The sequence below is a fragment of the Pseudomonadota bacterium genome, from assembly GCA_027624955.1.
GTDB lineage: Bacteria > Pseudomonadota > Alphaproteobacteria > UBA828 > UBA828 > PTKB01.
In genome coordinates, this window is the sequence record JAQBTG010000023.1 from 1 (window position 1) to 20,047 (window position 20,047).

At 56.5% G+C, this 20,047-nt stretch carries 22 protein-coding genes; 7 read left to right on the top strand and 15 right to left on the bottom strand.

Features of this window, described 5'->3' with window-relative positions; translation table 11 throughout:
• Positions 1-109 precede the first annotated feature (109 nt).
• From O3A94_10270 to O3A94_10290, 5 genes are all read right to left on the bottom strand, one after another.
• The gene (locus O3A94_10270; GenBank protein ID MDA1356639.1) at positions 110-343 is read right to left on the bottom strand and encodes a hypothetical protein; all 234 of its coding nucleotides are present in this window, start codon (positions 341-343) and stop codon (positions 110-112) included.
• The gene (locus tag O3A94_10275) at positions 340-735 is read right to left on the bottom strand and encodes a MerR family transcriptional regulator (protein MDA1356640.1); all 396 of its coding nucleotides are present in this window, start codon (positions 733-735) and stop codon (positions 340-342) included. Before O3A94_10275 ends, O3A94_10270 begins: the two co-directional genes overlap by 4 nt.
• Positions 736-1,015: 280 nt before the next feature.
• Positions 1,016-1,348: a hypothetical protein gene (locus O3A94_10280; GenBank protein ID MDA1356641.1), complete on the bottom strand. Its 333-nt coding sequence runs from the start codon at positions 1,346-1,348 to the stop codon at positions 1,016-1,018.
• Between the two features lie 599 nt (positions 1,349-1,947).
• Positions 1,948-4,191 (bottom strand): tetratricopeptide repeat protein, encoded by a 2,244-nt coding sequence (locus O3A94_10285; GenBank protein ID MDA1356642.1) that lies wholly within the window; start codon positions 4,189-4,191, stop codon positions 1,948-1,950.
• 593 nt (positions 4,192-4,784) lie between these two features.
• Positions 4,785-5,228, bottom strand: coding sequence for a DUF4437 domain-containing protein (locus O3A94_10290; GenBank protein ID MDA1356643.1), 444 nt, complete (start codon positions 5,226-5,228; stop codon positions 4,785-4,787).
• Between the two features lie 109 nt (positions 5,229-5,337).
• Here O3A94_10290 and O3A94_10295 point away from each other — a divergent pair, with 109 nt between their 5' ends.
• Positions 5,338-5,994 (top strand): TetR/AcrR family transcriptional regulator, encoded by a 657-nt coding sequence (locus O3A94_10295; protein ID MDA1356644.1) that lies wholly within the window; start codon positions 5,338-5,340, stop codon positions 5,992-5,994.
• Between the two features lie 246 nt (positions 5,995-6,240).
• On the opposite strand, the gene O3A94_10300 is transcribed toward O3A94_10295, so the two are convergent.
• A complete protein-coding gene (locus O3A94_10300) occupies positions 6,241-6,684 on the bottom strand; it encodes a MucR family transcriptional regulator (GenBank protein ID MDA1356645.1) in 444 nt (147 codons plus the stop codon).
• Positions 6,685-6,817: 133 nt separating this feature from the next.
• Positions 6,818-7,270: a DUF2141 domain-containing protein gene (locus O3A94_10305; protein MDA1356646.1), complete on the bottom strand. Its 453-nt coding sequence runs from the start codon at positions 7,268-7,270 to the stop codon at positions 6,818-6,820.
• 168 nt (positions 7,271-7,438) lie between these two features.
• On the opposite strand from O3A94_10305, the gene O3A94_10310 reads away from it, so the two are divergent.
• Positions 7,439-8,104 carry a TetR/AcrR family transcriptional regulator gene (locus tag O3A94_10310; GenBank protein MDA1356647.1) on the top strand — a complete coding sequence of 222 codons (666 nt, stop codon included), beginning with the start codon at positions 7,439-7,441 and terminating at the stop codon, positions 8,102-8,104.
• On the opposite strand, the gene O3A94_10315 is transcribed toward O3A94_10310, so the two are convergent.
• The 5 genes from O3A94_10315 to O3A94_10335 all read right to left on the bottom strand — a co-directional run bounded on the left by O3A94_10315 (position 8,091) and on the right by O3A94_10335 (position 12,831).
• On the bottom strand, positions 8,091-9,212 hold the full coding sequence (locus O3A94_10315; GenBank protein MDA1356648.1) for an AbrB family transcriptional regulator: 1,122 nt from the start codon (positions 9,210-9,212) through the stop codon (positions 8,091-8,093). The two genes, O3A94_10310 and O3A94_10315, sit on opposite strands and share 14 nt — an antisense overlap.
• Positions 9,209-10,090: a succinylglutamate desuccinylase/aspartoacylase family protein gene (locus tag O3A94_10320; GenBank protein ID MDA1356649.1), complete on the bottom strand. Its 882-nt coding sequence runs from the start codon at positions 10,088-10,090 to the stop codon at positions 9,209-9,211. The genes O3A94_10315 and O3A94_10320 overlap by 4 nt, the downstream gene beginning before the upstream one ends.
• Before the next feature lie 73 nt (positions 10,091-10,163).
• On the bottom strand, positions 10,164-10,931 hold the full coding sequence (locus tag O3A94_10325; GenBank protein MDA1356650.1) for an NAD kinase: 768 nt from the start codon (positions 10,929-10,931) through the stop codon (positions 10,164-10,166).
• A gap of 138 nt (positions 10,932-11,069) precedes the next feature.
• Complete coding sequence (gene moaA, locus O3A94_10330; protein ID MDA1356651.1) at positions 11,070-12,062, bottom strand: GTP 3',8-cyclase MoaA; 993 nt, start codon at positions 12,060-12,062, stop codon at positions 11,070-11,072.
• A 79-nt stretch (positions 12,063-12,141) separates the two neighbouring features.
• Positions 12,142-12,831 carry a DNA alkylation repair protein gene (locus O3A94_10335; GenBank protein ID MDA1356652.1) on the bottom strand — a complete coding sequence of 230 codons (690 nt, stop codon included), beginning with the start codon at positions 12,829-12,831 and terminating at the stop codon, positions 12,142-12,144.
• Positions 12,832-12,926: 95 nt separating this feature from the next.
• Here O3A94_10335 and meaB point away from each other — a divergent pair, with 95 nt between their 5' ends.
• The 3 genes from meaB (at position 12,927) to upp (ending at position 15,070) form a co-directional block, all read left to right on the top strand.
• Positions 12,927-13,910 carry a methylmalonyl Co-A mutase-associated GTPase MeaB gene (gene meaB, locus O3A94_10340; GenBank protein MDA1356653.1) on the top strand — a complete coding sequence of 328 codons (984 nt, stop codon included), beginning with the start codon at positions 12,927-12,929 and terminating at the stop codon, positions 13,908-13,910.
• 108 nt (positions 13,911-14,018) lie between these two features.
• Positions 14,019-14,309 carry a 50S ribosomal protein L28 gene (rpmB, locus tag O3A94_10345; protein ID MDA1356654.1) on the top strand — a complete coding sequence of 97 codons (291 nt, stop codon included), beginning with the start codon at positions 14,019-14,021 and terminating at the stop codon, positions 14,307-14,309.
• 110 nt (positions 14,310-14,419) lie between these two features.
• Positions 14,420-15,070 (top strand): uracil phosphoribosyltransferase, encoded by a 651-nt coding sequence (gene upp / locus O3A94_10350; GenBank protein ID MDA1356655.1) that lies wholly within the window; start codon positions 14,420-14,422, stop codon positions 15,068-15,070.
• On the opposite strand, the gene O3A94_10355 is transcribed toward upp, so the two are convergent.
• Positions 15,067-15,402, bottom strand: a complete 336-nt coding sequence (locus O3A94_10355) for an esterase-like activity of phytase family protein (GenBank protein ID MDA1356656.1) — start codon at positions 15,400-15,402, stop codon at positions 15,067-15,069. The two genes, upp and O3A94_10355, sit on opposite strands and share 4 nt — an antisense overlap.
• Positions 15,336-16,073 (bottom strand): esterase-like activity of phytase family protein, encoded by a 738-nt coding sequence (locus O3A94_10360; protein MDA1356657.1) that lies wholly within the window; start codon positions 16,071-16,073, stop codon positions 15,336-15,338. Before O3A94_10360 ends, O3A94_10355 begins: the two co-directional genes overlap by 67 nt.
• Positions 16,074-16,149: 76 nt before the next feature.
• On the opposite strand from O3A94_10360, the gene O3A94_10365 reads away from it, so the two are divergent.
• Both O3A94_10365 and O3A94_10370 read left to right on the top strand, forming a co-directional pair.
• Positions 16,150-16,914, top strand: coding sequence for a dienelactone hydrolase family protein (locus O3A94_10365; protein ID MDA1356658.1), 765 nt, complete (start codon positions 16,150-16,152; stop codon positions 16,912-16,914).
• Between the two features lie 33 nt (positions 16,915-16,947).
• Positions 16,948-18,120, top strand: coding sequence for an amidohydrolase family protein (locus O3A94_10370; GenBank protein MDA1356659.1), 1,173 nt, complete (start codon positions 16,948-16,950; stop codon positions 18,118-18,120).
• A 46-nt stretch (positions 18,121-18,166) separates the two neighbouring features.
• On the opposite strand, the gene cobT is transcribed toward O3A94_10370, so the two are convergent.
• The gene (gene cobT, locus O3A94_10375) at positions 18,167-20,044 is read right to left on the bottom strand and encodes a cobaltochelatase subunit CobT (protein ID MDA1356660.1); all 1,878 of its coding nucleotides are present in this window, start codon (positions 20,042-20,044) and stop codon (positions 18,167-18,169) included.
• Positions 20,045-20,047: the final 3 nt, after the last annotated feature.

Here is a 20,047-nt window from a genome sequence, read left to right on the forward strand (position 1 = left end):
CGATGAGACAGAAACCCTCCCTTATGCAATCCGACTAGTTTGTTCCATAGGCGCTGACGTCAGACACTCTACCCTTGGGGCGCAGTTCGGCTCGGCCGAATGTCAGGCGCTAGGCAGTGGGGCGGGTCATTCGTGCCACGTGCCAGCGGCGAAATGCGATGACGGCCCAAATGCCCTCGGCAATCAAGAATGGGTACGAATCGATCAGATAAGCATAGACGGCCGCAAGCGCACACCCCGCCGCAAAACTCGCGAGAAAAAATGCACTGCGTTTTTCGAGCGCGTAGCTCGTGACCATGATCACGATCGCGATTACTCCGAGAATTTCGATGGGTTGGTTCATGACGGTTCGAACCGAGGGTCCGCCTCAGCTCGTTTGACGCACTCATTCAGGCTTGCACATTCGCAGGTGAGGAGTGCGCTGAGGACGCGATCGACCCGCCGCAAGTCGCTGATCTGCTGCCGGACGGCGGCCTGTTTCGCTTCGGCGAACGGCTTCCACATGCCCGCCGGACCTGGGTCCTCTGCGTAACGTTCGAGCAGTGATTTGGTATCGGCGAGTGAAAAACCTGCGGCCTGCGCCAGCCGTACGAACTGCAGTGTCACCAGGGCTCGCTCATCAAACTGTCGTCGGCCGGAGACGCGGCGTTGCTCCGCGATGAGACCCATTTTCTCGTAATAGCGGATTGTAGATGCCGGCATGCTGAGCTGCCGGGCAACGTCTCCGATCTTCATACCTGAGACTCCCTGCGTCTCGACCGCATACGCCGAAGTTTGAAAACCATTAGCAACGTGCCACCCAATACGGCAAGCACCATCCCGCCAATTTCAAGGAGTGAGGTGGGTGCAAACGCCGCGGTTCCTGCGCCCAACCCACCGATGCCAACAAAGGCGAGAATGATCGGTACCTCACACGCGAAGAGTGCCATTACGCCGAGCACGATGCCCGCCACTCCGGTCCGCTTTATCACGCTCCCTGTGGCAGATCGTCCGCCACTCAAACTTGGAGCCTTTCTCATTGTCCTATGGCCGCGTCTGCGAATCTATCGAGTGTTATCTGCGCCTCGGGTGGTCCCTCGATCGTGAGAATCAGGCCGTCGATGGGCGGTGCGAGTGTGAAAGTCAGAAAGCCACAGCACTGACGCTCCAAGCGGATGAAGCTCTCCACGCGCGATCTCAGCGCGACGCTATCGGCGAAAGTCAGTCTCAGGCCGCTGTCCATCCGCTCGCCGTCAAGAATATGTGGCAGCAAATCCTTGCGCGCCATTGCCCGACGCTCCCTGAATTCCTCGTCTGTGAGCGAGCAGGTGATTTCTGCGGTGCCTGCGGCGCGCATACTCTCTTCCATGGCATTGTTCTCCAGATATCAATGAGGGTCTCACCACACTACCACTTAAAGCATAGTTTAAGTCAAGGTCGATTTCCTGTGTGCTCAGAGGAATGTCGGGGTGCCAGAAAAACTGAGCCGCCTTACTCCCGCGACGCCTTCAAACATAGCCTCTCTGCCGCGCTGGCCCCGCCGGACCACTGGCCCACTGGCCCACTGGCGTCACCTCGCGACGTGAGAGTCATCACCGCTCTGATTTCGCGGGTCACGTTCAGTTAATCTGATGGCACCTCGTAAAGGCTTTGGTCCCGGCGGGAGCGATGAGGGCGATGCTATGGGCGAAGCGACTGCATTCACCAACACATTAATCTGATGCTTCTGTTGATTTGATCGAAGTCATGTCGCTTGCTCCTGTCGGAACAACGCTTGGCCGGGCAAGCAGCTTTTATGCGTGACTTCACCCCGCATGCCGATTTTGGCAAGGACCGCGCTGTAATTGTACTCCGGGTCCGGGACCCTACTGAACGGTGGAAGGTAGGGCGTGCAAATCGACGTCAAGCTGAGTGGTTAAACGTAAGACCTGACCGCACGCCTATTTGGGCTATGACAGAGCGCCCAGTTTATATTTTTTGACACCAGAACTGATACATACCCCGGAACGTATCGGGATTCTTGAATTCAAACTCGTGCCACAGTTGCAGGGAGATCAGATCGCCGCCGCTTGGGTAAGAGTCTTTAAATTTTCTCAGGATTTTTTGATTATGAATAGTGAAGCCCAGAAACTTTAGTCCGAGTTCCCGCAGGGCCTCATCGATCCCGATAAGCGTAAAGCGATGTTCTTGAACATGAAAAAGCAGATCGCGACATTCACTTAAGTTGAAGAAATCTTTCATTTTGAAAATTTCCGCCATCACTTGATTGCCGTCTTTGGCCTTCGTTATGATGTCCCGCCGACATCGGCGAATGTCGTCGGGAGACGTCGTATATCCATTCTCGGCAATCAAGCGGCGTCCACTGACGATGTGCTGTCGCGCGATCTCGCTGTATAGGCCAATATTCATCAGACCCCCCGGGCGCAAAAGCTTCATCAGAACGCGCCAGCCCGCCAACGGGTCGTCCAGATGGTGAAGCACGCCAATGCATTCGATAAGATCGAATTGCCGCCCAAGATTACCCAGTTCCATAATGTCCGCTTGCACGTACTCGATGTTCTTAACGCCGAGCTCCTCGGTCTTACGCCACGCATAGGAGAGACTGCTCAGGCTCAAATCCACGGCGAGCACACGGGCGTTCGAAAACCTGGATGCTGTGCTCAGGGCATGCTGGCCCGTGCCGCAACCTGCCACCAGGATTTCCGGACTCTCGGGAGACTCATAATCTCCTAGATCGAGGCGGAGTGGGGCGCGCAGCAATTCTGCGCCAATCGTTTTTCCTGTTTCCCGTAAGCCTGTATTGATCCATCGCGGATATGGGTTTTCCTCATATTGCTCACGAACCAACTGAGAAACCGGATTTTGAATGGACGTCAGGTTGACAATTTGAGAGCGCAGAACCTGCTCTTTAAGGGGTTGTGATATTTGTCGCTCAATGACGCCGCTGATGGCTCCGGTCCATTCCCGCTCGCTCAATTCCCCAGCCCACGCAAAACCATACAAGGGCCTGTAGGCGCCCAACGCAGCAACCAAGGATGCCGGCACGTCCTGTGTCTTTTCGACCAGCGTCGCAATCCGTTGCTGAAGCTGCTCAACAACCGCCTTTTCTTCTTCGGTCTCATTAAAAACATACTTATTCGTAAAACATTGAAGAGCCAGGGCTGCCGAAAACGGCAAGCTCTTTTCACACGTCTTCGCCGACATCGCCTCTTGAGACATGGCGCGGCGTAGATGTGTGAGCATTCGTTCAATTTCCAGGTCATGGATGGGGCTCAGCCCCATGACCCGAAGAAACAGAGGAATTGCCGACAACCGTTCTGCGAGGCCCCCGTATGCAATGCCAGTCTCCATATCCTCACTGCCCGTCAATCCTATGATCGCTGAGAAATCCGGGTTATGGCGAAGTGCCGAGAGGATTGGTTGAACGACGCGGATCGGACGCACCGTGGGCTTATCGAGTACGAGCAATAGATCTCGCCAGAGATCATCATCAATAGAAGTGAGCGAAAGATATTCCAGAGATTCCGCAAAACCGGCCCAGAACAAATCGCTCCGGGGATTGAGCGCAATGGCACGGCGGTAACATGCGAACGCAACATCCGGTTTGCCCTGGGCCTGGAAGGTCGTGCCAAGATTATTGTGCGTTTCGGCCAAATCGGGCCTGATGGCTAGGGATTGGTGAAAACTTGTCACCGCCTCATCCAGCATTCCTAGGTCCAGGAGCGCGTTGCCAAGGTTGCTATGCGTTTCGGCGTTGTCGGGATTGATGGCGAGGGCCCTGCGGTAGCATTCTACGGCCTCGTCCAGATCTCCCAGTTCTTTGAGCGCAATACCCAGATTATTGTGCGCTTCGGCGTAGCCGGGATTGACGGCGAGGGCGTTGCGATAACTCACGACAGCCTTGCCCCTCTTGCCCAGTTCTCGGAGCACAACCCCGAGGCTGTTGTGCGCCTCGGCCAAGTCGGAGTTGATGGCGATGGCCTTGGTAATGAGATCAACGGCAATGCCGTTTTTACTTTCTTGATGGGCGATCACGCCGAGCAAATGCAGGGCGTCGGGCTGATCGGGGTCGGCCCGTAATATGCTTTGATAAATTTTCTCGGCATCAGGCAAGCGGCCCACCGTGTGATGCTGAATGGCGAGATCTAGAGCTTGCTTAATAGTAAGCGTCTGTTGTTCAGGCGCTGTGCTGTTTGATTGCAGAGGAATCATAATTGTCGACATCAGACAATAGATTGATTGAGTTATCGTACGGTCGAACGACAAGTGCCGCGACACCTAAATAAGATTGTCCACTCTGGACAGGCGCTCGGCTTTATCCGCAGCCTAGAAAAGCACACCGATCACGTTGTGCAAAGATTCTATCAAGAGCATCTCACTATAAATTGGTTAAATTAAAATTAATAAATCAAGTGCCCGATTGCCGAGCAATGAGTAAATATGGGTAGTAAGCGGTTCCGTCCCGCTGGCTGTATTGTCATCGGAATCTGAATTTGGCGTGCCTTCAATTAGGATACACCGGGTGCCGTCAACTGCCTGCCGTCAGCACCCATGGGATACATTAAGCTAATTGGAAAACGGAGTTCTCATTCGAGATTTCTACGAAACCGTCATACTCGGCCCAAGCACGTTTCCCCGCCAAAACAAGCGAACAGGTCACGCGCCGCGAAGGCGAATTGAGGCGGGATACGTCGATAGCTTGAGCTGCTTGTGAGGGCCGTTCAACCAAGCTCGCGCGCCTTCCGGCGGGCGCAGGCGTGGCAACAACACCGCCGTTCGTCGTATCGCTAGTTCCGATATTCAGCTCAGGGAACGACGCTCAGGTCCCATGGCCCTGTTTGATGAAGGTACATCACGCACGGCTCATCGCTGACGCATCGGGTCATATGTTTGACATCGGCCGGCATATAATAATATGCGCCCGCCGCGTGTTCTTGGACTTGCCCAGAATCGGCGATAACGTTCTCAAATATTCCTGACAGAATAACGGCGTGGTAAGGAAGCGAGTGCGTGTGCACGGGGGAGCTGGCTGCTGGGTTCCACTTTGACAGCCTGCCATAAGCGGTCGCCTGCATATTTCCCCAAAGCGGGCCGGCGGCTCCGACCGGCGTGGGAAACCATTCGATTTGCGCAGGCGATTTTGCCACAATCATGTCCTGTGACTGGGCGTTCGAAGAAGTCAGGGCAAGCCCGAGCACGGCAATCGAAATCGCCGTCGAAATCGGTAACAACAATTTGGCCTTCATCATTCATCTCCTTGGTTTGGGTCTTTTGGCCGTTCTGGCAGCCCGCGGGAAGCCGGTGGAATGGACGGGGGTGCAACCGTAGCGACCGTCCTTGTCGCTTCATATTTGCTCAGTGTGTTTCAAGCTCTTAGGATGTTCAATAACATCCAATATGGTCGTGTCAGTATTCTTGCACCGACATCAAGGAGGGATCGACATGCGTTACGCTGCGGACCACAAACAGAAAACGCGCGCGCAGATTATCGCCAGTGCACTCGCCGTGTTCGGTGAATCTGGTTACGAAAAAGCCACGATCGAGGATGTCATGGCCCATGCGGGTTTAACGCGCGGCGGCTTTTACCGGCACTTCCGCAGCAAGGAAAAATTGTTCGTCGAAGCGATTTTAACCGGCGCCACGGAAAAAGACTATTTGCCGCCGGCGCGATACCGTTCCATGACGGCGAACAATTTTGAGGCGTTCATAACCGGCTATGTCGGCGACAAGCATTTCAACAATAAGAACAGTCCGTGTCCGCTATTCGCTTTTCCAAGTGACGTGTCGCGAGGAGGACCGGAGCTCCACAATGCGTACGAAAAAGTCGCCCGTTCGATCGCGGAGAACCTGGAAAGCTACATCACCGTGCCGGATCGGGCCGAACGATCGCTTGCCGCGCTGGCAATGATCGTCGGCGCGATGGTTATCGCCCGCAGCGTCGAGAGTTCAAAGCTTGAAAAGACCATCCGCGCGGCGTGCATCAAGTATGCCAAGACACTCGGCGCAACCAATTGACCCGCTCAAACCGCACTTCAATAGCCTGTTGCGGGCAGTCGCAAAAAAGAGGAGGCGGCGGGCCGATCAGCGGCAGGTCCTTGCCGAAGAGGTTGTGGCATCCGAGATCGGTGCCGTTGTCAGGCTCCAACAAGACATTAACCGAAGCTGATGTCATGACGCGCGGTCCATCGCCGTTATAGCAGCTTGGCTGACGACACCGCGGGGTTGTCGATGGCCGCGCCGGGGCGCGTGTCTCTAGGGTGTTTAGCCGTCGCTTTCTGAATTAGGCACGGCGGCGGCGCGACGTTTCGAGCCCAATCCAATTTGCTTGGCCAGTTGGCTGCGCTTCTTGGCGTAATTCGGGGCGACCATTGGGTAATCGGACGGCAGGCCCCATTTTTCACGGTATTGCTGTGGGGTGAGCCCGTAATGGGTGCGCAGGTGACGCTTCAGCATTTTCAGCTTGATGCCATCTTCCAGGCAGATTAGGTAATCCGGCGTGATCGACTTTTTGATCGATATCGAGGGCCTGGCCGATGCCTCGCTAGGCCCTTGAGCGGCGCTTTGTCCAGCGCGGGAAAAGCTCTCATAAATGTTTCGAATGAGGTCCGGAAGTTCGGAAACGGAGACCTTATTGTTGGAAACATAAGCGGCCACAATGGAACCGGTCAGCGCAACAAGTGATTCAGTACTATTATTTTCTACCATTACGCGTAGGCCCCACCGTATTACTGCGATATGCAAACAAAATTGGTATTTTGTCGCGCCAAGTCAAGGTAATTAGTGGATGGGATTTTGTCGAGTAACGGCTAATTTTCCGCTATTTTAGCAGTACATCGCCTCAGTAGTTCAGCAACAGGTCAGTTTCGGCGGTGATGCGGACCAGCTTGACCGATGCGTCCTCAAAGTCCGGAGGGCCGAGCGCCGCAACCGCACCATTGGAAAATTCATATCCTTCGCGCGGCACGCCGATGAAATTCGTGTCAAAATCGCCGCTCTGATTCTCATCATGAAACGCCGCAGCAGCGTAAGTTCCGGGCCGCAAATTAGCGAACACCACCTTCACATCGCCGCGCCGTGCCGACAACGACTGGGTCGCAGCCGTCCGCCCATCGACGAGAAAATTATCGGCGGAACTGTAAAGCGCAATTCGAATTTCGCCCACATCGCTACGAATATCCCGCACCGTAACGACAAGGCTATCGGCGCGCGCCGAATGCATCGTGGCGGAAATCAAGAAAATCGCAGTGAGAAGAAGTGCAAATATTGATAGAAGACGGCGGCCTGGTGTCATACGTTTGCTCAACAAGTTCCTTGATGCGTTAACATCGTCAATTTACTCGGCACATTTTATGCTGCCTGAGTTAATATTCCGTTTGTAGGCGAGGGACTACTATATTCGTCACAGCATCGAAATCCAATGGTGCCGGTGGCGGGCGTCAGAAATCAAGGCGGTAGAAACATGGCAGAAACCGATAATTCATCGGGACTCGTGAAACGGAAGCCCCCCAAGAAGGGAGCCTATCACCATGGAAATTTGCGCCGAGCTTTGCTCGAGTCAGCGCTTGCAATGGTGGAAAAGGAGGGGCCGCGAGGTGTGTCGCTCCGCGCGCTGGCCCGCTTGGCCGGCGTATCACCGGCAGCGCCCTATCGACACTTTGCTGGCAAGGAAGGGCTTCTCGCCGCCGTCGCCGAAGATGGGTTTCGCGCCCTCGAGGAGAAGATGCAGGTTGCAAGTCGGGAGAACCGCGGGCTCGCCTTGGCCGAATTTCGTGCTATTGGCTTCGCCTATGTTCACTTTGCGGCAAGCAATCCGTCGCATTTTCGCGTCATGTTTGGCCCTGAGGTATCCGACAAAAGCGAACATCCAAGCCTCAGCGAAGCGGCAGACCGAGCGTCGCAAATCATTGCCGGCGCGATCGCCAATTGTCAGCGCCCGGGATTGGAGGGCGGCGATACAGATCCGCAACGCCTCTTTATTTCGGCGTGGGCGACGTTCCATGGCTTGGCCACACTCATCGTGGATGGTCAGCTTAAGAGCTCGGTCGGCTCCGATGCCGATTTAGAGACGCTCGGCAATAGTGTTGCCGACGTCATCTATCGCGGCTTGTCGTTCAGCGGCCTTTAGGGTTCGTCGCCTTATTCATATACAGATACTTAAATATTGCCGGCGCGATAACGACCAGCAAGATGATCCTCACAATGTGGTGCGTCGAAACGAAGGCGGCCGCGGTGCCGAACGACAGCGCAATAATACTCATCTCGGCCAAACCGCCGGGTGCTAGGGCGAGGAACAGCGCCGTCTTGGACGAACCTGAGATTTCTCCCAAGACAAACGCGAATATCGCGGCGATTGCCACCATGATAATTGCCGCCCCGATCGAGACGACGATGATTCGCCAAATCTCGGTAATTCTAGCACCGACAAAGCGCGCACCGATGGCGGCGCCGAGCGCGACCTGAGCAGCAGCAACGATTTCGCCCGGCGGCATAGCGCTGACCAGGCCGCTTAGATGCGCTCCAGCGCTGAGCGCCAGTGGCCCCACGAGCTGCGCTGCCGGTATGCGGAGAAGGCGGGCGGCGGGCCAGCCCACGATTGCGCATGCCACCAGTATCAAACTATCTCGCCAACCAACCGCCGAAACCTCCTCGCCGACCAAGCCGACAGGTTGATAGCCTTCGAACAGGCGGAAATAAAACGCAATGAGAAACACCGCGGTGAGGATACGCACGGCGTGGGAGAGTGAAATTCGTCGGGCGTCACCTCCCATCGCTTCACCGAGCACCATCATTTCGCTCAGGCCCCCGGGGATGGCGGAAAAGTAGGCGGATGTCCGATCGTACCCGCCCAGCTTGCGGTAATAGACCGTGCATAACGCGACCATCACGCTGCCCGAAACAGCGACGCCGGCGAGGCCGACATACCAATCGGCGATGCGCGCGAATATGTCGGCGTTGAACTGCGAGCCCAACAACACGCCCAACACGGCAACCATGCCATTGCGAAAACGTGGCCAGGAGGCGAGAGGCACACCCGAGATGGCGGCAATCGTCACCAACGACATGGCGCCAAGCATCCAAGGAAGCGGCAACCCCAACATATAGAAGACAGCACCGCCGACCGCACCGAGAGCTAAAGCAAGTAAGAATTTCGCGGCATTTTTTTGCGAAAGGCCGGGCGCTGGGGGCGGGACGTTGGTTATGGCGGAATGGCTAGACGTTGGCTCTCTAGTCAATCTTTGCTATCCGCAACATAACGGCCAAGACGCACTGCTGTTTGTCCTCTGGATGGCTGTCGGGCTGGCATGACCAGAACGCAATCGTCGTAGGGCGTGACAACGTCGTGTGTTCCGTCCCGTGCGATTCGGGTGCCCGCCTTCGGGATAATTTCAAAGCATTGGAATTCGCCGCTGAAAGAGAAGCGGTCGGACTGAATCGTAACGGCGTGGCTAACTTCGATTAATCGCTGCCTCGACAAGTTTGCAGGTTGGTGGAGTTTCTCGGAGGCTTGATCCAGCATGCCGCAGGCTAACAGAAAGGCGACGATTGTTTTTGACGCAATGGTCGAGCTCTCACTGTCGAAATGCTGACCGCATTCGACAAGTACGGAAGATTTGGAGGTTGAGCCATTGTTGAAGTCACCAAAGTCACGCAGCCTCACGCCGGAGTTGTGGCCTTCGTCTGCCACCACATGAAATGGGTAGCCCATTTTGGCGGCCAAAAGGCGCCCTTTTTCTCGGCTACCACACAACAGCATCGCCGGCGCTGGGAGAGATGTGGAATGCAGGTCGAGAAGAAAATTCGCAGCTTCCGCGAAAGGGCGTAGTTCGCGCGCGCGCGCAAGTTCGACGCTATGACGCGTGCTGTCCAGTATGTCGCGCGACCACAACCGGTTCATATCCTCGTCGATGAACCGAGACGCGTAGGGCTGAGCGGAGTCAAAGCGTGAGAACGCAGCCACATTGGCGAATGCTACGATGAGGCGGCCTCGGTCTGGTGCGAAAGAGGAAGACAAGAGTTGGTCGAGCGCGATGGCGCCGCAAACTTCATTGCCGTGGATCAGAGCACTAATCATAGCGGTCGGACCTGGCTTTGCGCCCTCCAGGGTGGTCACATATGGAACATCAGTGTTTCCGCGTTCATATTGCGCAATATCGGGAATATCGATCAGTTTATTAGATCCGGCTTCAGGGTGTGAACTGTTCGTTTAAGATGCGCTCTTCCAAATTGTGCTCCGGGTCAAAAAGCAGGTATATCGACACACTTGGATCGATAGAGACGGTTACCGAGGCGACATCGCGTACTTCGGTGTAGTCGGCGACTGCGCTGACCGGCCGTTTTTGCGCTTCCAGAATTTCAAAGCCCACTCTTGCCTCGTTCGGCAATAGAGCGCCGCGCCAACGTCTGGGCCGAAAGGCGCTAATCGGGGTCAATGCGAGGATATTGGAGCTTAGTGGAATGATCGGGCCGTGTGCCGAGAGGTTATAGGCCGTACTGCCGGAGGGTGTGGCAACCAGCACACCATCGCAAACGAGTTCAGGGACGCGCTTGATGCCGTCGACTATTACACTAATTTTTGCAGCCTGGCGCGTCTGGCGGAGGAGAGACACTTCGTTGATAGCGAGCGCCTCCTGAACGACTCCGTAGTGATTCTCTGCCGTCATGCGCAACGGATGCAATTCAGAGCGGTGCGCGGAATCAAGGCGTTTCGCCAATCCATCGGCCCTAAATTCGTTCATAAGGAAACCGACTGTTCCCCGGTTCATGCCGTAAATCGGCTTGCCGTGATGAAGAAATCTATGCTGCGTTTCCAGCATGAAACCATCGCCGCCCAGGGCAACGATAACGTCGGCATCTTTCGGATCGCACAATTTGTAGCGTGATGTGATTTCTTCCAACGCCTTTTGCGCGTCCGGCGAACGGGAGGCAACAACAGCAAAGCGTTCAAAGCTCAATTTGGAAACTCCTTCCGCCGAATTATTTTACTCTTCGCGTGCACGCCAAGTTGCTCAAGGTGTCAGCTTCGGCCATGGCAAGGTAACTCGCACGCAAGAAGCGTTTCTAAAAATATCGAGGACGCAGGAAGAATAGATTCAGCCGCCGGTGACACTCATATGCCGCGCGACCGCCGGAGCAGTATGCGATCGGTCGATAATAAAGTCATGGCCTTTGGGCTTGCGTGAAATGCCTTCCTGGATGGCGGCGATGAGTGCCGCGTCGCTATCGCTGGCGCGCAATGGCGCACGAAGGTCGGCTGCATCGTCCTGCCCAAGGCACATAAATAAAGTACCCGTGCAGGTCAATCGTACGCGATTGCAAGATTCGCAAAAGTTGTGAGTGAGCGGCGTGATAAAGCCGACCCGCTGATCGGTTTCGCGCAGGGTGACATAGCGCGCCGGGCCGCCACTATCATGGGCATTGTGGTCCAGCGTCCAGGTTTTTTCCATCTGAGCGCGGACTTGCGTGAGAGGCAGATATTGCTCGCTCCTGTCACCGTCGATTTCGCCGAGGGGCATGGTCTCGATAAACGTCAAATCCATATCTTTTTCACCGCACCAGCGCACAAGATTTTCGATTTCGTCGTCATTCACACCTTTCAGCGCCACGGTGTTGATCTTGACTCTGAGCCCGGCCGCCCGCGCCGCGTCAATTCCCGCCATGACTTTGCCAAATTTTCCCCAGCGTGTAATCGCGACAAATTTCTCTTCGTCGAGACTGTCCAGTGACACATTGACCCGCCGTACGCCGCAGGCCACCAATTCTTCGGCGTAGCGCTCTAACTGACTGCCGTTTGTGGTGAGAGTGAGTTCCTCCAAGGCGCCAGTGTCGAGATGCCGTCCGAGCTGCTTGAAAAGAGTCATGATGCCGCGCCGGACAAGCGGCTCTCCACCACTGATGCGAAGTTTCTTCACCCCAAGCGTCACAAACGCACTGCACAGGCGATCCAGTTCCTCAAGGCTCAGGAGTTCCGCCTTGGGCAGAAAGGACATGTGTTCCGACATGCAATAGACGCAGCGGAAGTCACAGCGGTCGGTGACCGACACCCTAAGATAGGTGACATGACGTTCAAACGGATCGATGAGCATGGCGATTCCTAAGTGGCGAGCGGTGCACAAGCCAATTTATAGCCTGATTAGCCCAAAGTTTCCTCTCAAAAAGACGGCATTAAGCCATTCTGTTCATGCGGGCCTGGACAGCTGCGCTTTCAAGTTCGCGCAGGGCATTGGTCGCGACCCATCGCGCAGGCTTCGATCCGCCGTCCGCAATGCGGTGCGCGCATTCAATGGCCTGGCGATTAAGGCTAAGATTGCGTTTTCCGATTTGCCGGAGTCCCCAGTTCACGGCTTTCTTGACGAAATTTCGAGGATCCGAAGCACCTTCTTCAATCATTGGCAGCCACGTGGTGAATAGTTCATCGTCTGCGGCTTTATCATGGATCGCCAGCACTGCGATCATTGCGAAGGCCGCCCGCTTGACGAATTCCTCGTCGCGATGCCGCCATGCGCCAATCAAATCATGGGCGAATGCAGTTTTGCGGAAAAGGTTTAAGCAGCACTGGTCGCACAAATCCCAGGAGCGGAAATCCGCGGCCCAGGATTCCGTCAGCGCACGGTCCGTGTCCACCGGCACCGCGATCATCGAGGCAAGTAGACGCGCCTCATGGACGCCAGATCGCCACAAAGAGAGCGCGAGAGGGTGGTCTTGTCCGGTTTCCTTGGCCAGACGGCGCAATTCTGGAACTGCCACGCCGAAGGCGTTTTCCGTGTCGATGCCGAAATGCGCCATGCCGAGAAGCGCATCGGGCCGGCCAATCTCCTTCAAGCGGGATAGGATTTGTTTTTCGCGCCTCGTCATGGAAGGTTTGTCGCGTGCGTTGAAATCGGGCGCAAGAGTAAAAAGTGAGTTTCGAATTGGTGGTGAAAAATCCATCGGGCGCCGAAGGCGGCAACATGCCGAACGCTGAGGACATTCGGTCCGGAAACCGGCGGGCGCTGGCACGCGCCATTACTTTGATCGAATCCGCGCGAGAGGACCACAGGTCTGCGGCCCAAGAGTTGCTTGAGACATTATTGCCGTACACCGGACAAGCCGTTCGGATCGGCGTCTCTGGCTCCCCAGGAGTCGGTAAATCGACCTTTATCGAAGCGTTTGGGCTCTATTTAATCGGGATCGGCAAGCGTTTGGCGGTACTCGCAGTGGATCCGTCGAGCGCGTTGAGCGGCGGTTCGATACTCGGGGATAAGACCCGTATGGAGCGTTTGGCCCGCGAGCCGGACGTGTTCATCCGCCCGTCGCCGGCGGCCGGCGTTATGGGCGGCGTGGCGCGCCGAACCCGCGAAGCAATGCTTGCCTGCGAAGCAGCAGGATTTGATGTCGTGTTGATTGAGACCGTCGGCGTGGGGCAATCCGAAGCGGCTGTTGCGGATTTGGTGGATTTGTTTGCGCTTCTGGTTCAACCCGGCGGCGGCGATGATCTGCAGGGTATCAAGCGTGGTGTTATGGAACTGGCGGATCTTGTTATCGTGACTAAGGCGGATGGTGATCTGAGAGATTTAGCGCGCCACGCAGAGGCCGATTACCGTTCAGCTCTGGGTCTGATACGTGGCCGGGGAAAAGGGCCACGGCCCCACGTTCTATCCTGCTCCGCTGTGGAAGAGCGCGGTATGGACGAAGTTTGGCAGGCCATTGAATCACAACGCAGCGCACTGGATGAGACCGGTGAACTGGCGCGAAAGCGGGCGGCGCAGGCCACTTCGTGGATGTGGCGAGAAGTTGAAGGACTTGTGATGTCTGCTTTGTTGGGGAACGCTGGCTTGGCCAATCTTTCAGAGCGCTTACAAACCGACGTGGCAGAAGGCCGGAAAACGCCTGCCGCAGCTGCGGCAGGCATATTGGCGGCGTTCCGCAAAACACCGAGAAATAAATCTGGCTGATATAGCGTTAAAGGGCCGATTTCTCCCCACCGGGCTTGACGCGCAGAGGGATCGGGCCTAAATAGGCGCCTCCCCAAGGGCAGGCTTAGATTATCCGGAGCAGACCTCATGTCGCGGCGTTGTGAACTTACCGGCAAAGGCGTACAGGCAGGCAACAATGTCTCACACGCCAATAACAGAACCAGACGGCGGTTTTTGCCAAATCTGCAATCAAAATCACTGTTGAGCGACGCCTTGGGCCAGAGCATTCGTTTTCGTGTGACGACCTCTGCGATGCGCACGGTGGAGCATAATGGCGGCCTCGATTCTTACCTTCTAAAAGCGCCGAATTCGCTTCTCTCACTGGAAGCGCAGAGGGTTAAACGGAAAATTGTCCGCGCGCGCGCAGCCGCCACCTAAACTACCGTCCAAGCGAATAATTCATCAAATATCCGCCAATACCGATTGGCGCACAGGCGGACGCGACCTATAGTCCGCTCACTCGATGATGGCGGCACAGGAGAGTGAACGTGAGCGCTGAAACGGAATTCCCCAATCTCCACATCGTCGATCATCCGCTCGTTCAGCACAAACTCAGTCATCTGCGCGACCAGACAACGTCGAGCCATGATTTTCGCGCGCTTCTGCGCGAGATGGCTTTGCTGATCGGCTACGAAATCACCCGTGTTCTCGACATGACGACCAAGATGATCACGACGCCCATCACCGAGATGGAGGCGCCGATACTGGCCACCGTCAAACCGGCCATCGTACCGGTTTTGCGCGCCGGCCTTGGCATGGCGGAGGGCTTGTCGCAGCTCATCCCAACGGCACCGACCGGCCATATCGGCCTGTTCCGCGACCCAAAGACCAAGCGACCGGTCGAATATTACGTCCGGCTGCCGGACAACAAAAATCGCTTGTTCATCCTCGTCGATCCGATGCTGGCAACCGGCTATTCCGCCAGCTACGCAGTTGATGTACTCAACAAACATGGCGTGCCGGACAGCAGGATACGGTTCATGGCCATGGTGGCGGCGCCGGAAGGCATGCGCGCCTTCAATGAGGCGCATCCGACGGTCGAAGTCTGGGCCGCCGCCCTGGACGAAAAATTGAACGAGAAGGCCTATATCGTCCCCGGCCTTGGCGATGCCGGCGATCGCCTGTTCGAAACCAATTAATCCGCGCTGTCGGTAAGTTCGAACATGAGCAGCAAGGTGCGCTGCAAGACGGAATAATTATCATCGGACAGCAGATAGATCAGCGTGCGACCGGAACTGTCGCGCCTAGCCGCGATCCCCTCCATATTGTCGACCGTTAGCGGCGGTGCGATGCGCGCGAGCTCTAGCCCGTCGAGCCGCGCGCCGGGCTGAATACTTTCCTTGGAGACCCGACGTAGAAGCGCAGCAACGCCGCCGATCAACGTGTAGCGCCGTTCAACGATGATCAGGTCGCCATCAGGGAGACGCGTGGCGCCGGTCGAGCGAAATCTGGCCGCCCGCTTGTATTCCAGCCGTGCGGGTGCCGTGCCTTTGCGCAGAATCCATCCCGGTTTGCTCGACCGGTCATTGTCGAGGCCTTCGGTGAGGATAGAAGGCCACCATCGGCAAGTGTGACCAACGCTTCCATGGCGGCATTGCTATTGAACTCAGCAAGCTCGGCAGGCGCCGCCACAAGATCCGGCTTCACCGCTGACAGGTGGTCGGCATCGAACAGGCCGGAAGTTGCAAAGCGCAGAATCCGGTGATGCTGTTCAAACGCCAGGACTACCGTGCCATCGTCGGCTCGCGCCAGGCCCTCTGCATCGCGGTAGCGTCCGGTTAACGGTTTGCCGTCTGAACCGGTGATCGGCGCCAACCGGGCGGAAGACAGACCAACAAGGTTTCCATCATCGCCATAGTCGAGAGCGGCGGAAAACCACACGCCTCTGTCCGAGGCCGCAAGCAAAAGCTTGCCGTCTGCGCTGACGAGCAGAGATGAGAGGCCGCCGAACTGCGAGTCTCTGGCCGAAATAGATAAACCGCCGCGATACTCCAGCATTCCGACGCTATGCTGGTCAGGCATTTCGTAATTGAGAGGAACCTGGCTGTAGGATAGCTCGATATCGTTCGCGCCGGCGCCTTTGGTGCTAAGGAAAAGCGCGAGCGCAAGAACGATGAGATGCAAGGTGGGGGGCTTCTTCACGGGCTATTGAATTGGGCGCGGGTGCTCAGGTTGGTAGTTTAACAGCAATTCATCATCGCATATTTGGAGCAGGAACATGCAAATCGCTCGCAGAGATATCATACGTGGTTTGGCTGGCTTGCCGCTCGCCATGGTGCTTGCCGATCCTCGGCTGTCCTGGGCGGCAGCGCAGTCATTGAAAAATGTGACACTGAATACCGATGGAGGATTGTCGGTGCAGGCCGCGCTAGCGATTCCCGCACAAACACCGACTGCGGCAGTCATGCTGGTGCATGAATGGTGGGGTCTCAACGATCAAATTAAATCAATGGCGGCGGAATTGGCCAAGCAAGGCTATCTGGCGCTTGCCATCGATCTCTATCGCGGCCAGGTAACGGCTGAACCAGATCAAGCAAAAAAATTGATGAGCGGCGTCGACAGTGACGCGGCGACAGATACGATTGGTTCCTGGCTGCGCTGGTTGAAGCGCCACGATATGGCAAACGGCAAGGCTGCGACGATCGGCTGGTGTTTCGGAGGCGGTTGGTCGCTAAACGCTTCACTTGCGGAACCCGTTGATGCGACCATCGTCTATTACGGTAATGTGAAGAAATCTGCTGACGACCTAAATGCTCTCCGCGGACCCGTTCTCGGTCACTTCGCGGAGAGCGACAAGTGGATCAACCACGACATGGTAAACGGTTTTGAAGCGGCGATGAATAAGGCGGGAAAACCGTTTGCCAGTCACTGGTACCAGGCAGATCATGCGTTCGCCAACCCAACCAGTGGACGCTATGACGATGACGACGCAGCACTCGCCTGGCGCCGCAGCCTGGATTTTCTGCACAAACATCTGTCATAACTCTGCGCTCTTATCATTTGCGAAGAGGACGAGATGAAAGACGGCTTGAGAATTATCGATTGCGATTTGCACGTAATCGAAAACGGCGATCTATTTGAGAAATATCTCGACCCGAGATTTCATGCTCATCTGCCCAAATATCTCGGTTGGGGGCCGACTAATTTCCCCCATTGGGACGCGGGCGGCCAGATGATTCCGCCGTGGGCGCGCGACGCAGCTGTAGTCGGCCCGCAAAAAGCGCTCGACGCGCCGAGCGAAGATATTTACGCGCCGATACGGGAAAAGAAATACGACGCCGATTCGACGATTGCGGCGATGGACGTCGAGGGCATCGACGAAGCGGTCATGTTCCGCACGTTCGCGTCGATGTTTCTTTCGATCGACAGTTTGGCGGGAGATGTTGCAACCGCTTACGCTGCGGCGTTCAATGATTGGTTGGCGGATTATTGCGCCGCCCATGCTGGCCGTCTCCGGCCAGCGGCGATTGTCTCGATTCATGACCCTGAATTGGCGGCGGCCGAGGCGCGCCGGGCAGTCGAGGACAAGGGCCATGTCGCGGTGGTGTTGCTGCCCATGCCAGTAAGTGGGCGCTATGTGAATGCTCCGGAGTGCGACGTGCTTTGGCATGAAATAACCCGCCTCGGCGTGCCGCTCATCTTTCATGGCACGAGCGGCGGCGCGTCTCTCGATTATGCCGCCAACCGCTTTCGCGGCCACCCGAATTTCCGCACGCTGAATCATGCGACAGCCTTTCCCTTTGAGTTGATGGCGGCCATGGGCGCCGTCCTAGTGGGTGGCGTGTGTGAGCGCTTTCCGCAAATGCGAGTAGGTTTTTTGGAGGGCAATTGCGGCTGGCTCCCATGGTGGCTGGACCGGCTCGACGGCCAGTGGGACAAATATGGCAGCGGTGAGGCGCTTCAACTGTCGGCGCTGCCCAGCGAGATTTTTCTCAATCAATGTTTCATCGCGACCGATTCAGACGAAGCACTTGTGGCGCAGGTGGTGGACCGTTTTGGTGACGATAATATCGTCATGTCGATCGATTATCCTCACGCAGACGGAGGATACCCCAACGGCACCCAGGAATTTCTCTCCCTGCCTGGCGTCGGACTAGAATCGAAAAAGAAGATCATGTGGGACAATTGCCGCAGGTTATACGGCTTTGGCGACGACGCCCGCGGAGCAAGTTCCGGTCCCCAGTCATAAGCAAAAGCGTGAAAAAGATTCGCAAGTAGGGCAGTCTTTTAGCGGCTTAGCTCGCCAAACGGCGTCGGCCGCTGCTTGGGTTTGGCCGACTCGATTCTTCTTCAAACAATTCGGCCAGTTTTTCCGTCATCGTACCGCCCAGTTGCTCCGCATCGGTAATGGTCACTGCATGCTGGTAATAGCGCGTCACGTCGTGGCCGATGCCGATCGCGAGCAGCTGAACAGGTGACGAAACCTCGATCCATTGAATGACGGAGCGCAAATGGCGCTCGAGATAATTGCGCGGGTTGACCGAAAGGGTGCTGTCATCCACCGGTGCGCCGTCTGAAATCACCATGATGACGCGGCGTTCTTCCATCCTGCCAATCAATCGCTCATGCGCCCACAACAGCGCCTCGCCGTCGATATTTTCTTTTAATAGGCCTTCGCGCAGCATGAGTCCGAGGCCTTTTCTGGCGCGGCGCCACGGTTCATCGGCGTTCTTATATACAATATGTCGCAGGTCGTTGAGGCGGCCAGGATTGCGTGGGCGGCCCTGGGCAAGCCAGCGCTCACGCGCTTGCCCGCCTTTCCAGGCACGCGTAGTAAATCCCAATATCTCAACTTTGACGCCGCAACGTTCCAGTGTGCGCGCCAGAATGTCGGCACACATTGTGGCGACCAAGATTGGGCGGCCGCGCATAGAGCCGGAATTGTCGATCAACAACGTCACCACCGTGTCGCGAAAGCGCATCTCCTTTTCAGTCTTGTAGGTAAGGGGATGGAGCGGTTGCGTGATGATGCGGGCGAGACGACCGGCATCCAATAGACCTTCTTCAAGGTCAAACTCCCAGGCGCGGACTTGATGGGCCATCAGTCGACGTTGCAAGCGGTTGGCGAGGCGCCCGATGACGCCTTGAAGTTGGGAAAGTTGCTGATCGAGCTGCGCGCGCAGACGTCCCAATTCCTCTATGTCACAGAGGTCGGAGGCATTGACCACTTCGTCGAATTCTGAGGTGTAACTGGTATAGATCGGGCCTCGTTCTCCGTCCGGTCCATCGCCGGGCAACATACGGCGGCGGCCACCCTCGTCCGATTCATCATCTCCGTCACCTGCCATGGCGTCGGCGTCGCTGTCGGAAGCATCGCTCGCCTCGGCATCTTCGCCCATTTCCGCGTCGGCGTCGGCGCTGCTGTCGCCGTCCAATTGCTCGCCGCCCTCGGCCGCGCCGCTATCGTCAGAATCCGAGCCTTCAGAAGAATCCGGCGAGGCTTCCGCTTCCGAATCGTCGCCTTCCTCAATCTCGTCATCCTCGATGTCGAAATCCTCAATCATTTCGCGGATAAGTTTGCCGAATGCTTCTTGGTCGTCGGCATTTTTCGCCAAATCAAAAAGGAGCTTTCCTGCTTTATCTTCGAACCAGGGGCGCCAAAGATCCGCCAAATGCTTCGCTGCTGCCGGCAACGGCTGGTCGTGCAGGCGCTCGCGTACCAGAGCGCCAATTGCGTCGGCAATCGGTGCTTCTTCCGGGCTGGATAGTTGATCATAATCCTTGAGGCGGCTGCGCTGCTCAAGAGCCGAACTGAGGTTGGCGGCAACGCCGGCGAAGCGTCGGGCGCCAAGGCATTCGATTCGCGCCTGCTCCACAGCTTCAAAAATCGCGCGGGCGCTCTTGCCGCGGGGCTGGACACGGCGATGCGCCTTCGGGTCGTGATAGCGCAATCGCAGAGCAAGAGAATCTGCTGAGCCGCGCACCATCTCGATATCAAGTGCGTTGAGGTCGCGCGCCGGGAAGGGCAGTTGAACGCTTTCGCCGCTCAACTGCGGCGTATCGGAGTCGAACGTGACTGCCAATTCTTCGCCGGATTTCCCGGCGATGGCGCGCACAGCACAGCTCACGGCGCGTTGAAACCGCTCGACTGGATTTTCTTCTTTCGCGGTCAAGGA